At 68.3% G+C, this 12,670-nt stretch carries 8 protein-coding genes; 3 read left to right on the top strand and 5 right to left on the bottom strand.

The genetic code is table 11. From position 1 onward, the window contains the following. On the bottom strand, window positions 1-2,286 hold the full coding sequence (gene bcsA / locus VH569_RS16970) for a UDP-forming cellulose synthase catalytic subunit (RefSeq protein ID WP_423316381.1): 2,286 nt from the start codon (window positions 2,284-2,286) through the stop codon (window positions 1-3). Window positions 2,287-2,600: 314 nt separating this feature from the next. Here bcsA and VH569_RS16965 point away from each other — a divergent pair, with 314 nt between their 5' ends. From VH569_RS16965 to VH569_RS16955, 3 genes are read left to right on the top strand one after another with little or no spacing between them, the layout of a single operon-like run. After that, window positions 2,601-3,551, top strand: coding sequence for an AEC family transporter (locus tag VH569_RS16965; protein ID WP_423316380.1), 951 nt, complete (start codon window positions 2,601-2,603; stop codon window positions 3,549-3,551). Between the two features lie 15 nt (window positions 3,552-3,566). Beyond that, complete coding sequence (locus tag VH569_RS16960) at window positions 3,567-4,064, top strand: OsmC family protein (protein ID WP_423316379.1); 498 nt, start codon at window positions 3,567-3,569, stop codon at window positions 4,062-4,064. Then, a complete protein-coding gene (locus VH569_RS16955; protein ID WP_423316378.1) occupies window positions 4,054-4,755 on the top strand; it encodes a nitroreductase in 702 nt (233 codons plus the stop codon). The genes VH569_RS16960 and VH569_RS16955 overlap by 11 nt, the downstream gene beginning before the upstream one ends. A gap of 11 nt (window positions 4,756-4,766) precedes the next feature. On the opposite strand, the gene VH569_RS16950 is transcribed toward VH569_RS16955, so the two are convergent. From VH569_RS16950 to VH569_RS16935, 4 genes are all read right to left on the bottom strand, one after another. Beyond that, entirely contained in the window at window positions 4,767-5,165 is a 399-nt protein-coding gene (locus tag VH569_RS16950) for a response regulator (RefSeq protein WP_423316377.1), read from the bottom strand. 37 nt (window positions 5,166-5,202) lie between these two features. Then, entirely contained in the window at window positions 5,203-6,531 is a 1,329-nt protein-coding gene (locus VH569_RS16945) for a sensor histidine kinase (RefSeq protein WP_423316376.1), read from the bottom strand. Between the two features lie 136 nt (window positions 6,532-6,667). Then, window positions 6,668-9,301, bottom strand: coding sequence for a PAS domain-containing hybrid sensor histidine kinase/response regulator (locus tag VH569_RS16940; protein ID WP_423316375.1), 2,634 nt, complete (start codon window positions 9,299-9,301; stop codon window positions 6,668-6,670). Further along, window positions 9,298-12,282 carry a chemotaxis protein CheB gene (locus VH569_RS16935; RefSeq protein WP_423316374.1) on the bottom strand — a complete coding sequence of 995 codons (2,985 nt, stop codon included), beginning with the start codon at window positions 12,280-12,282 and terminating at the stop codon, window positions 9,298-9,300. Before VH569_RS16935 ends, VH569_RS16940 begins: the two co-directional genes overlap by 4 nt. Between the last annotated feature and the right edge of the window lie 388 nt (window positions 12,283-12,670).

Here is a 12,670-nt window from a genome sequence, read left to right as displayed (position 1 = left end):
TTACGGAGCCTGGAAGGTCAGGATGCGGCGCAGCGCGCCCGGCAGGGCCAGCAGGACATGGCCCAGCCGCGGAACCACGCGGGTGGCGAAGAACAGCAGCCCGCCGAAGAAGGTCGGTGCGGCCACCCGCTTGCGGTCGAGGAAGATGTCCCAGCCGACGCTGTTGCCGAAGACGAAGCGCGCCATCTCCACGATGTCCTGGCGGTCGCGCGGGGCGAAGCCGGCGCCGACCGCCAGTTCGCCGTTGCGCATCTCGATGCGGAAGAAACGGACGCCGGTGGTGGTCGCGGCCTCCGTCTCGGTCGCGGCGATGGTCAGCACCGGCGTCTGGTCGGGCCGGCTCAGCAGCTCGCGCCATTTCGGATCGACGATCAGCCCGACGCCGCCGGCCGACACGTCGGCGACCGTCAGGTCGATGCTGGTGCCGTCCTCGAACTTCAGCGCCGCGGGGCGGTCGACGGTGAAGCGTTCCTGCCGGCGGACGCGCTTGCGCTCATAGACGACGGCGAGGCCGCCCAGAGCCAGCAGCAGGCTCAGCGAACACCAGACCGCCACCGGAACGATGGCCGCCCGGTGTTCGGGGAAGATGGAATAGCGCCACGCGCAGGCCGCCAGCCCGGCCGCCAGCAGCAGCGTGGTGACGATGAAGGGGGTGGCGAGCGGCGAGAAGCCGTCCTCCTCCACCGACTGGCCCTTGGCGGTCACCTTGAACACCGGGTCGCGCGGCCGGATCAGCGTCGCCAGCGCCGCGCGGGAGACGTGGAAGGATTGCAGATACTCGTACAGCTCCGAGAACAGCGGCCAGCGCATCCGCCCGTGCAGGAACTGCGACAGGAAGGCGGCGGCGAAGACGTGCGGAATGACGAAGCAGCCGAAGTCCGGCAGGTTGATGCGGTAGATCTCCAGCCCGAACAGGGCATAGCACAGCGGCGACAGCAGGAAGATCGGCCGCCAGAACCAGAAGAACCAGTAGAGCATGGTGCTGAGGTAGCACAGCCGCTGCGAGAACGTCAGGCCGCGCTTCAGCAGCGGATTCTTCAGCAGGAACAGCTGGATCATGCCCTGGGTCCAGCGCGACCGCTGGGCGATGAAGCTGTCGAAGGTCTCCGGCTGCAAGCCGGCGATCAGCGGGCGCGGCAGGTAGACGCTGCGCCAGCCGCGCGAATGCAGCTCCAGCGCGGTCTCGCAATCCTCGGTCACCGTGTCGCCGCTGAAGCCGCCGACCTCCTCCAGCGCCGCGCGGCGCAGGATGGCGGCGGATCCGCAGAAGAAGGAGCCGTTCCAGCGGTCCAGTCCGGGCTGGATCGAGTAATAGAACATCTCGTTCTCGCTCGGCATCCGCTCGAAGGTGCCGAGGTTGTATTCGACCGGGTCGGGATTGACGAAGAAATGCGGCGTCTGGACCAGGAACAGGCCGGGGTCCTGCTGGAAGAAGCCGACCGTCGCCTTCAGGATGCCCACGGTGGGCACATGGTCGGCGTCCAGGATCAGCAACAGATCGCCGGACGTTTTATGAAAGGCGTGGTTGATGTTGCCGGCCTTGGCATGCTCGTTGCGCGGCCGGGTCATGTAGGTGACCTGCAACCGTTCGCACAGCGCGGTCAGCGTCTCGCGCCGGGCCTTCGCCGCCGCGGCCTGTTCGGGATTGCTGTGGGCCAGCTTCTGGTCGGTGCCGCCGTCGTCCAGCAGATAGACGTGCAGCTTGTCGCGCGGGTAGTCGATGCAGACCGCGGCGGCCAGCGTCGTCTCCAGCAGCTCCGGCTCCTCGTTGTAGGAGGGGATGTAGACGTCGACGCTGGGCCAGAAGGCGGGATCGCCCGTCGGTTCCGACGGTTCGCGGGCGAGCGGGTCGATGATGACGAACAGCGAGGTCAGGAACAGGACGAAGGACAGCGCCTCGGCCGCGAACAGGGTGACGCCGGGAATGAAATTCACCAGATCGTCCACCGGCGGCAGCGTGCCGGTCAGGCGCCAGAAGAAATAGCGGAAGGTGACGAAGGCCAGCAGCAGGACGGTCAGCGTGCGGGCATGCCAGAAGCGCTGGGCGAAACGCCCGAGCACGAAGGCGGCGGCCACCACGCCGGCCGAGATGGCGGCGCTTGCAAATCTTCCAACGGGCAAGGCGGCCAGCGCAAGAAACAAACCCGCCGACAGCAACAATAGAATCCAGAGCAGAACCGAGCGCAGGGAGAATCGGCGACTGTTCAGGTTCGGCTGTCGTTTGGATTGCTGCGCCTTATTGTTCAGGGGCCGAACAACGGTCTTGGCGCCGGGCGAGGTTGTCATGCGGATCCGCAGAATGGGGCCATTGCACCCTAGTGGGTGGCCCCTTATGGCTCAAGCTTCGTTACAAATCGTTACTGACTTGAGATAATGCCCGCTCAAAAGCCGTATTCCGGCGGACCTGTGTCGTTCCAATAACGGTCGGTCCGTCAGCATTTTCACCGCCGCCGCATGCAAATGGGTGCGACTCGGGGGGGAAGGAGTGCCGCAAGGGTCCGGGAACGCCGCGGCGATCCGAGCCTTGCCGATCCCTGTCGCGCGGCTGCCCTGCGTCCCGGCTTGGGCTTGGGGGGATGACGGCGGGCGGGATTGCCGCCATGGTGACTGACAGTCTGCCCACCCCCCGGTTGCAGCACAGGGTTCCGCCAGCCTCCATGCCGATCTCCGCCCTTCTGTCCGATGCCTTCGCCGTGCTGGCCCCGGTTTTCGTGGTGGCTGCACTCGGTTATGGCTGGACCCGGGGGAAGCTGCCCTACGACAGCGCCTTCATCACCACCTTCGCGATCAACGTGTCGTCGCCCTGCCTGGTCTTCTCCGCCCTGACCCGGCTGCACCTGTCCGCCGACGTGATGGGGGAGATGGCGCTGGCGGCGACGCTGTGCATGGCGCTGACGGCGCTGGCGTCGGTCCCGGTGCTGCTGGCGTCGGGGCTGTCGCTGCGGGTCTATGTCCCGGCGATGGCCTTCCCCAATGCCGGCAACCTGGGCCTGCCGGTCTGCCTGTTCGCCTTCGGCGAGAACGGCCTCAGCCTTGCCGTGCTGTTCTATGCGGTGATGTCGGTGGGGCAGTTCACGCTGGGGCCGGCGCTGGCCGCCGGGCGCTTCGACCTGGGGCAGATGGCGCGCACCCCGACGATCTACGCGGTGGCGGCGGCGGTGGCGATCCAGTTGTCCGGGCTGCCGCTGCCGGTGTGGATCGGCAACACCACCACGCTGCTGGGCAACTGCGCCGTGCCGCTGATGCTGTTCTCGCTGGGGGTGGCGCTGTCGAAGCTGCGCCTCTCCGGCGCGGTGCGTGCCCTGTCGATGTCGGCCTTCCGGCTGGCCGTCGGCTTCGCCATGGGGCTGCTGGTGGCCTGGGCAATGGGGCTGACCGGGGCGGCGCGCGGCGTGGTGCTGGTGCAAAGCTCGATGCCGGTGGCCGTCTTCAACTATCTCTGGGCGCTGCGCTACGGCAACGCGCCGGAGGATGTCGCCGGCATGGTCCTGGGGTCCACCGCCATGGCCTTCGTCGGCCTGCCGGCGCTATTGATGTTCGTGATGCAGTAGATAGGGAGGAGCTTCATGGCGCACAGGGAACACCGCTATGCCGTCCGTCTCGACTGGACCGGCAATCTCGGCACCGGCACCTCGTCCTACCGGGCCTACAGCCGCGACCACACGCTGAGCGCCGGGACCAAGCCGGCGATCCCCGCCACCTCCGACGCGGCTTTCCGCGGCGATCCGGCGCGCTGGAACCCGGAGGAGATGCTGGTCGGCGCCCTGTCCTCCTGCCATCAGCTCTGGTACCTGCATCTCTGCTCGGCCGCCGGGATCGTCGTCACCGGCTACAGCGACGACGCGGACGGGATGATGGAGGAGGAGACCGACGGCGGCGGCCAGTTCACCGCCGTCGTTCTGCGCCCGCGGGTGACGCTGGCGCCGGGGTCCGACGCCGGCAAGGCGCTGGCCCTGCACCGCGAGGCGGCGGAGAAATGCTTCATCGCCCGGTCCGTCAATTTCCCGGTCCGGCACGAACCGGCGGTGGAGGTCGAGGGAGAGGCGGCCGGCGATGAGCGCTGACTCCCTGCCCTTGCAAAACGCCCTGCCCGTGCTGGACGCCGTCGCCGGACGGCGCAGCGTCCGCGCCTTCTTAGCCACGCCGGTCGAGCGGGAAACGGTGCGGCACATCCTCGACCTCGCCGCCCGCGCGCCGAGCGGCTCCAACATCCAGCCCTGGAAGGTCCATGCCATCGCCGGGGAGGCGCGCGCCGCCCTGTCGGCGGAGCTGCTGGCCGCCCATGAGGCCGGGGAGCCGGAGGTGCCGGAATATCCCTATTACCCCGAAAGCTGGCGGGAGCCCTATCTGGGCCGCCGGCGGGCGGTGGGCTGGGCGCTTTACGGCTCCATCGGCATCGGCAAGGGCGACCGCGAGCGGATGGCGCGCCAGCATGGCCGCAACTGGCTGTTCTTCGGGGCGCCGGTCGGGCTGTTCTTCACCATCGACCGCGACATGGGCAAGGGGGCGTGGCTCGACCTCGGCATGTTCATGCAGAATCTCATGATCGTCGCCCGCGGCTTCGGGCTGGAGACCTGCCCGCAGGCCGCCTTCTGCTACCGCCACGCCATCACCGCGCGGCATCTGGGCCTGCCCGACGGCGAGATCATCGCCAGCGGCATGGCGCTGGGCTTCGCCGACTGGTCGGCACCGGAAAACAACTTCCCGACGGAGCGCGAGCCGGCCGAACGCTTCACCCGCTTCACCGGATTCTGAGGAATGCGTCCTTAGAGCGTCACGAACCCGTGGGGCGCCACCGAAGCCGGCCCGCAGGGCGACAGCGTCCCGGCGACGAAGGCGGCGGTCTGGACCAGCACGCGCGGCGAGAAGGGCTTGGCGATATAGCCCAGCCCAACCCCGCCGGCCTGCGCCCTGTTGGGCGGGTTGCCGGTGGCGAAGACGCAAGCGATCCCCATCGCCTTCAATGCGCGGGCGACGTCGAGCCCGTTCGAGCCGTTGGCCAGCTTGATGTCGACGAAGGCCATGTCGGGCTTCTCCTGCCCGGCCAGGGCAAGGGCGGTCGACAGATCCTCGGCGATGCCCGTCACCGCGTGGCCGGCCGACTGCAAAGTCAGCGACACGCCCTCGGCGATCAGGAATTCATCCTCTATGATCAGTATCTTCATTGTTTTTCTTGTAAATTCAGTGATTCGGCCAGGAGGATCACGCCTGGGTTGGAGCAGGCGGCTTCATAGGGAAAGTTAAAAGGAAGCGCGTCCCCGGTGTCAAACGTTCGATCTCCAGACGCCCCCTTAATTGCCGCGTAAGATTGCGGGCCGTGTTCAGGCCGAAGCCGCCGCCGCTGTTGCCCGCGACCTCCTCCGGCAGGCCGATGCCGTCGTCGGCGACATCGATGCGGACCTCGTTCCCCGCCACCGCCATATCCACCGTGACCCTGCCGCGCCGTCCGTCGGGAAAGGCGTGCTTGTAGCTGTTGGTCAGCAGCTCGTTGACGATCAGCGCCACCGGCACCGCCGTGTCGACCGGGGCCGACAACAGCGCGCCCGTCGCCAGGGTCATCGCCGGTTCGGCCCCGCCGGTGGGCGGGACGGCGTTCTCGGCGATGCTGCGGATCAGGTCGGTCAGTTCGACGGTGTCGTACACCGCCCCTTCGCCATAGAGGCGGCGATGGACCTCGGCAATCGCCAGCACCCGGCTGCTGCTGTCCAGCAGTTCCTGCCGCACCTCGGCGCTGCGATGCCGCATCGCCTGGGTCCGCAACAGGTTGGCGACGATCTGCAAGGAGTTCTTGACCCGGTGGTTGACCTCGTCCAGCAGGATCCTGTTTTCCTGCAACGTCGCCGCCAGAACCTCCCCTTCGGCCCGCTCGGCCTGGTAATCCCGCTCCAGCCGCCGGACGGTGGAGAAGCAGAGCCAGCCGGTGACGGTGACGAAGACGATCCCATAGGCGATCATCAGCAGTTCGAGAAGGGTGGCATGCCGGCTGCGCCCGGCGAGCAGCAGATCCTCCTCCGCCCGCATGGTGGCGGTCATCCGCCGGATTTCGGCCATCATGCCGGCGCCGGTGCCGAAGCCGTCGCGGACAGGTGCCGGCGCCCACGCCACCCCCGCCTCGTCCGCCTGCCGCAGAAGCTCGGCCATCCGGTCCAGCCTGTCGGCGGTCAGGCTCCGCAACGCCGTCACCTTGTCCTGCTGCAGCGGATTGTCGGCGGTCAGCGCGCGCAGGCGGTCCAGCACCACACGGCTGCGCTCCCTCCCCTCCTCGTAGGGGACGAGCTGCCGGGGGTCCAGCGACAGCAGATAGCCGCGCTGGCCGGCTTCGGCATCGGATAGGGTGGATTGCAGTTCTTCGACCGCGGAGATGACCGTGTGCGTGTGGTCGATCCAGTCGATGGCGCGGCGGTATTCGATGAAGACGACGACGAGCAGCAGGAACCCGACGAACAGGCCGCCTAGCAGCAGCGCCGATACTCTGGCGGCACGGGCGCGCACCATCCGGCGCGCAAGGCTGGCATCCGTTTTGTTGGGCATGGGTCGTCCCCGCTTTATGCCGTCATTCACCTCTCTAAACAGTTCGGACAGTCTGGATCTTCATCTGTCCGGAGCATTGACGTGAATCAAGAAAAGCTGCGTTGACGGAGGATTGCGGTGGCAACCCATGCCGCAGTCAGCCACCCAGCGCCGCCGCCAGCGTGTCGTGCAGGCGGCCGGGCTGGATCGGCTTGTGCAGCAACGCGCACTGGGCGCCGGCCGCCTCCCGCAGCCGGTCCGCCGAGGTGTCGCCGGTCAGCAGCACGCCGGGAATGTCGCGCGACAGGCGGCGGCGGACCATGTCCATCACCATCAACCCCGTCGTCCCTTCCGGCAGGCGGTAGTCGGCCAGGATCAGGTCGGGCTCCTCCCCGGACTCGATCAGCTCGCCCAGCAGCTGCTCCGCCTCCGCCCCGCTGCCGGCCTCCGCCACGCGATAGTTCCAGTCCTCCAGCATCAGGACCAGCGCCATGCGGATGACGGCGTCGTCCTCCACCAGCATGACCAGCCGCCCGGCCTCGTCGTCGGCCCCGCTGCGTCCGGCGCTGCCGGACCGGTCGGTCATGTCCGGCCTGGTTTCGGTCAGGGGCAGGCTGACGGTGAAGCGGCTGCCGCGGCCCAGCGAGGAGGTCACGTCGATGGTGCCGTCCAGCATGGTGACCAGCCGCTTGGCGATGCTGAGACCCAGCCCCAGCCCCTCGCGCCGGTCGCGGGCGGCGTTGCCGACCTGATAGAAGTCCTGGAAGATGCGGTCGATGTGCTGGTCGGCGATGCCGATGCCGGTATCCCACACCTCGATCTGCACATGGTCGCCGCGCTGCCGCGCCCCGATCAGCACCCGCCCGCCGGGGGCGAAATGCAGCGCATTGGCCAGCAGAGCGCGCAGCACCCGCTCCAGCAGCCGCGGATCGGTGCGCGTCGTCAGAGGCGGCGCCACCAGACGCAGGGCCTGCCCCGCCTTCTCGGCCGCAGGCGCGAATTCCCCATGCAGCCGGGCCAGCAGGGCGGCGATGTCGACCGACTCCGGATTGGGGGCGACCAGCCCGGCCTCCAGCTTGGAGATGTCGAGCATCCCGTCCAGCATGCCGCCCAGCCCGCCGAGCGAGGACTGGATCTGCTCCGCCATCCGCTGGGCGCCGGGGGCAAGCGTTTCCTTCATCAGCAGGTCGGAGAGCAGCAGCAGGGCCTGCACCGGCTGGCGCAGATCGTGGCTCGCCGCCGCCAGGAAGCGCTCGCGCGCGTCCAGCGCCACGTTCAGCTCGCGTTCCAGCGCCTTCACCGCGGTGATGTCGGCGACGCTGGACACCACCGCCTCGACCCGGCCGGCGGGATCGGCGACCGGGCGGCTCGACACCCGCAGCCAGCGGGTGGGGGCGGTGGCCTCCTCCCCCTCGACCACGCCGATGATGCGCTCGACCACCGGCTTGCCGCTGCGCACCGCTTCCGCCGCGGGGGGAAGCCCATGCAGCCGGTTGCCGTTGGCGTCGATGAAACGGCGGCCGGCGGTGGTCGGCACCATGGTGGACGGCGCGGTGGCCGGAACCAGCTGCCCGTCCGCCCGGCTCTCTGCCTTGCCATCTGCATCGAAGGCCGACGCCATCGGGTCGAGCAGGGCGCCGGCGGGGCCGTCCAGCAGCCGCTCGGCCATGGCATTGGCCAGCAGGCAGCGGCCATCGACCGCGGTCATCGCCAGCGCATCGTGCAGCGACTGCACCAGCACCCGGTGCCGCCGCTCGCTGAGGTTCAGCGCCGCTTCCGCGGTCCGCCGCGCGGTGACGTCGCGGAAGGCGACGACGGCACCCTGAATGCGGTCCTGCATCGGGGCGAGGCGCATGCCGGACGCCAGCATGGGGGAGATGGTGATCTCCACCAGCAGCGTCCCGCCATCCTCGCGGCGGAGCTTCTCGCAGGCGACGCTGCGCGGCCGGCCGTCGGTCAGCGACAGGGCCAGCGCCCGGGCCGCCCCGCCCGCCTGGAATGCCGCCGGATCCGTTTCGCCGACCGGCAGCCCGGCCTCCGCCAGGCCGGCAAACAGGTCGGAGGGCGGGCGGCCGATCAGGTCGAGGTCGAGATGCCCGGTCATCGCCGTCGCCGCGGCGTTGACGAAGCGGATGCGGCCGTCGGCGTCCACCCCGAGGATGCCGTCGCCGACCGATTGAAGGATGTGGTGATAGTCGGCGCGCGCCCGCTCGGCGTCGTCGCGGGCCTGCTGCACCTCGCGAAGCCAGGCGTTGCGTTCGGTCAGGTCGGTGATGGTCAGCAGCACGTCGCCGCGGTCGCTGTCGTCCAGCGTCACCCGGCGGGCATCGGTCAGCCCGTCGATGATCGTGCCGTGGGGTCCGAGATAGCGGAACTCCTGCCGGACCCAGTCGCCATGGTCGCGCAGCCGGCCGAGCGCGGTGAACAGCCGGCCATGATCGACGCTGTCGAGCAGCAGGGTCAGCGGGCGGCCCTTCAGCCGCAGCATCGGCAGGCCGAACTGCCGTTCGGCGGCGGCGTTGGCCTCGCCGACGATGCCGGCGGCGTTCACCGCCAGACAGGCCAGCGGCACCGACTGGAAAAGCTGGAGATATTGCAGCCGGGACGCCTCCAGCGCCTGCTGGGCGCCGCGCAGTTCCTCGTTCTGGATCTCAAGCTCGGCCTGATGGACATACAGCTCGTGCAGCAGTTCCTTCATCGAGGCGGCGGTGACGTCCGTCGCCTCGAAATTCCCACCGTTGAGGATGGTTTCGGCACGGCGCCGCAGTCGGCCTGAGGAATCCTCGGTCATTCCCCGCCTCCGTCGCCCCGGTCGCCCTTGCCGGATCCGTCGACCTGCAATTCCATCAGCTTGCGGTTGGTTATGTTGATGTGGCTGACGACGATGCCGCCGTCATGGTCGTTCAGGCGGGTGGCGTGCATCAGGAACCAGCGCTGTTCATCGGGCGAATGACAGGGATATTCGATGGAGAAATCATCGGCTTCGCCGTTCAGGATGCGGCGCAGCCCGTCATGCACCGCCCGGGCGATGGCGTCCTTCTGCGCCGCCTCCGGGTTGAGGCAGACGTCGAGATAGTTGGTGCCGACGCCGCAGCGCTCGGTCGCCGGGGCGCCGTTGCGCTGGGCGAAGCCGCGCCAGGCGGCGTTCACCATGACGATCCGGCCGTCCCGGTCGGTCACGGCGATGTGCTCCGGCAGGCTGTCCAGCACCTTCTGCAAGCGCTCCTGCGCCTGCTTGGTCTCCGTCACGTCGACGAAGGTGACCACCACGCCGCCGATCTGGCTCTTGTCGGTCAGGTAGGGCAGGATGCGGGTCAGCACCCAGCGGCCGCCATGCACCCGGACATGGCGTTCGACCGCCTCCTGCCCGTCGAACACCTTGCGGATGTCGGCGAGGAAGTCGGGATAGTCGATGTTGGTCGACAGATGCGCGATGGACCGGCCAAGGTCGCGCGGGATGATGTTGATGAACCGGGCCGCCGCCGGAGTGAAGCGGCGGATGACGAAGTCGCCGTCCAGGAACACCGTGCCGATCTCGGTCGAGCGCAGCAGATTGTCGAGGTCGTTGGTGATCTCGGTCAGTTCCTCCACCTTCGCCTGATATTCGGCGTTGACGGAGTAAAGCTCCTCGTTGACCGACTGAAGCTCCTCGTTGGTGCTCTGCAACTCTTCGTTCGAGGCCAGCAGCTCCTCGTTGGTGGCCTGCAGTTCCTCGTTGGCGGTTTCCAGCTCCTCGATGGTCGCCTGGAGGTTCTCGCCGCGCGACAGCAGCTCCTGCTCCAGCCCGCGGATGCGCTCGGCGGCGTCGGCGTTCAGGTCGAAGTCGGAATCCGGAACCGACAGCGGCAGCATGTTGGCGCGGTCCAGCACCACCAGGGCGAAGCGGCGCCCGGTCTTGCGCGCGACATAGGGCTGGACCCGCAGGCTGATCGCCGCCACCCCCTCGCGGTCCTTCACCGGGATGTTGGACAGCGCGAACTCCTCGCCGGAGCGGAAGGCACGGTTCAGCGCGGTGCCCGTCACCATGGCGACCGAGGAGGGCAGCAGCTTCAGCACGTTCAGCGTCGCCTCGCCCGCCGGCACCTTCAGCAGGGACGAGGCGTCGCCGAACACATGCATGATGGTCATCTGTTCGTTGACCAGCAGGCAGGGCGGCACATAGGCCTTCATCAACGCGCCGATGGCCTCGTCGATGACCGCCCCCTCCTCCATGCCATGGCTTACGGCATCCTCGCCATGGCGGGTCAGCGGGGCCGCCACCGTCGGCACCAGCAGGCGCGACAGCCGGAAGGAGCCGGCGCGCAGGCTCTGGAACACCTTGTTGCGGCTGTCGACGGTGTGGAAATCGGACTGGAGGTCGCCCAGCGTCTCGCTGGTACCGAGGAACAGGAAGCCGCTCTGGCGCAGGGCGTACTGGAACAGGCTCAGGACCTTCCGCTGCAACGGCTGGTCCATGTAGATCAGCAGGTTGCGGCAGCTCAGCAGGTCGATCTTGGTGAAGGGCGGGTCGCGCATGATGTTGTGGGCGGCGAACACCACCATGCGGCGGATGTCGCGCGACACCGCATAGCTGTCGCCGCGCGCGACGAAGAAGCGGCTCAGCCGGTCCTGCGACACATCCTCGGCAATCGCGCCCGGATACTCGCCGAGGCTTGCGATCTCGATGCTGTCCTGGTCGATGTCGGTGGCGAAGATCTTGACGTCGAAGCTGCGCCCCAGCCTTTCCTGCGCCTCGGCGAACAGGATGGCGAGGGAATAGGCCTCCTCCCCGCTGGCGCAGCCGCAGACCCAGACGCGGACCATGTCGGTCGGGCTGCGGTTGGCGAGCAGGCTGGGGATCACCCGGTCGGCCAGGACGCGGAAGGCCGCCTCGTCCCGGAAGAAGCGGGTGACGCCGATCAGCATCTCTTTGTAGAGGTTGACCGTCTCGGCGCTGTTCCGCCGCAGCAGGGCGGCATACTCGTCCATCGAGTCCAGGCCGGCGCCCTGCATCCGCCGCTCGATCCGCCGCAGCAGGGTCGCCAGCTTGTAATGCGAGAAATCGACGCCGGTGACGGAGCGGATGACCGCGATGATCTGGGCCAGCGGGTCGTCGCCATCCTCGCGCCGCTGGCGCGCCGGCATCGGCCGGGCGCGGACCAGGGCCTTGCGCGCATGCTCGATCAGGCGGGCCGGCAGATCCTCCGGCGCCAGGGTGGCGTCGATCTGCCCGGTGGCCAGCGCGCTGCGCGGCATGCCGTCGAACTGCGCGGTTTCCGGCTGCTGGACCGCGGTGAAGCCGCCGGCCGACTTGATCGCCATCAGGCCGCGCGTGCCGTCCGACCCGGTGCCCGACAGGATCAGGCCGATGGCGAAAGGCCCCTGGTCGCGGGCGAGCGCGGTCAGGAAGATGTCGATCGGCAGGCTCATGCCGCCCGCGGCATCCTTGGCGGTCAGCCGCAGCCGGCTGTCCTCGATGCTCAGATGCTTGCCCGGCGGCAGCAGATAGACGGTGTTGCGCTGGACCGGCACGCCCTCGGTCGCCTGCACCACACCCATGGCCGTGTGCTTCGCCAGCAGATCGACCATCAGGCTCTTGTGCACCGGCGACAGGTGCTGGACCACGACATAGGCGAGGTCGCTGTCGCCGGGCACCGCGTCGAAGAAGCGCTGCAACGCCTCCAGCCCGCCGGCCGAGGCACCGATGCCGACGATGCAGCAGGCCTGCTCCGGCGGCGCGCCGCTTTCCGCCGGAACGCCCGCAGCGTCCGCATTGGGCGATGTGGCGGGCATTGGGTCAGGATGCGTGGCGGGCGTATCCGTTGGCACGGTGATAAACTGGTCCTTCTGGCGTCGGCCTGCCGGGTCTCTGCGCAAGCGAGTCCCTGCCTATATCCGTCGCATTTGATTTGGTCAACTTGACTGTCGCAGGGCGACGTTCTTCATCATCATCAATTTAACTGGAATGTCCCCATCTTCCCATCGATTTGACTTTGGTTTTATAACCAATGTATCGTGTCTAAAGCATCGCCCCGGCGCCCCCGCTCATCAGTCCGTACCGCATGCCGGACTGCCGGGGATGGGGCGGGACGGGGGACCTGACGTGCGCGAAATTCCTGCTATGTTTGCTGCCCCCGGGCGTCGCATCCTGGGGCGTCAATGGCATGCAAGGCAGCGGGAA

This window comes from Azospirillum sp. 11R-A (assembly GCF_049472615.1).
Classification (GTDB): domain Bacteria; phylum Pseudomonadota; class Alphaproteobacteria; order Azospirillales; family Azospirillaceae; genus Azospirillum; species Azospirillum palustre.
Note: the sequence above shows the minus strand (reverse complement) of the source record. Positions and strands in the feature narration are given on the sequence as shown.

What these genes read in the sequence shown, in the direction of transcription:
- VH569_RS16955 (WP_423316378.1), top strand. Translation starts at nt 4,054, where the DNA reads ATGAGCGCTGACTCCCTGCCCTTGCAAAACGCCCTGCCCGTGCTGGAC.
- VH569_RS16945 (WP_423316376.1), bottom strand. Translation starts at nt 6,531, where the DNA reads ATGCCCAACAAAACGGATGCCAGCCTTGCGCGCCGGATGGTGCGCGCC.
- bcsA (WP_423316381.1), bottom strand. Translation starts at nt 2,286, where the DNA reads ATGACAACCTCGCCCGGCGCCAAGACCGTTGTTCGGCCCCTGAACAAT.
- VH569_RS16935 (WP_423316374.1), bottom strand. Translation starts at nt 12,282, where the DNA reads ATGCCCGCCACATCGCCCAATGCGGACGCTGCGGGCGTTCCGGCGGAA.
- VH569_RS16965 (WP_423316380.1), top strand. Translation starts at nt 2,601, where the DNA reads ATGGTGACTGACAGTCTGCCCACCCCCCGGTTGCAGCACAGGGTTCCG.
- VH569_RS16950 (WP_423316377.1), bottom strand. Translation starts at nt 5,165, where the DNA reads ATGAAGATACTGATCATAGAGGATGAATTCCTGATCGCCGAGGGCGTG.
- VH569_RS16960 (WP_423316379.1), top strand. Translation starts at nt 3,567, where the DNA reads ATGGCGCACAGGGAACACCGCTATGCCGTCCGTCTCGACTGGACCGGC.
- VH569_RS16940 (WP_423316375.1), bottom strand. Translation starts at nt 9,301, where the DNA reads ATGACCGAGGATTCCTCAGGCCGACTGCGGCGCCGTGCCGAAACCATC.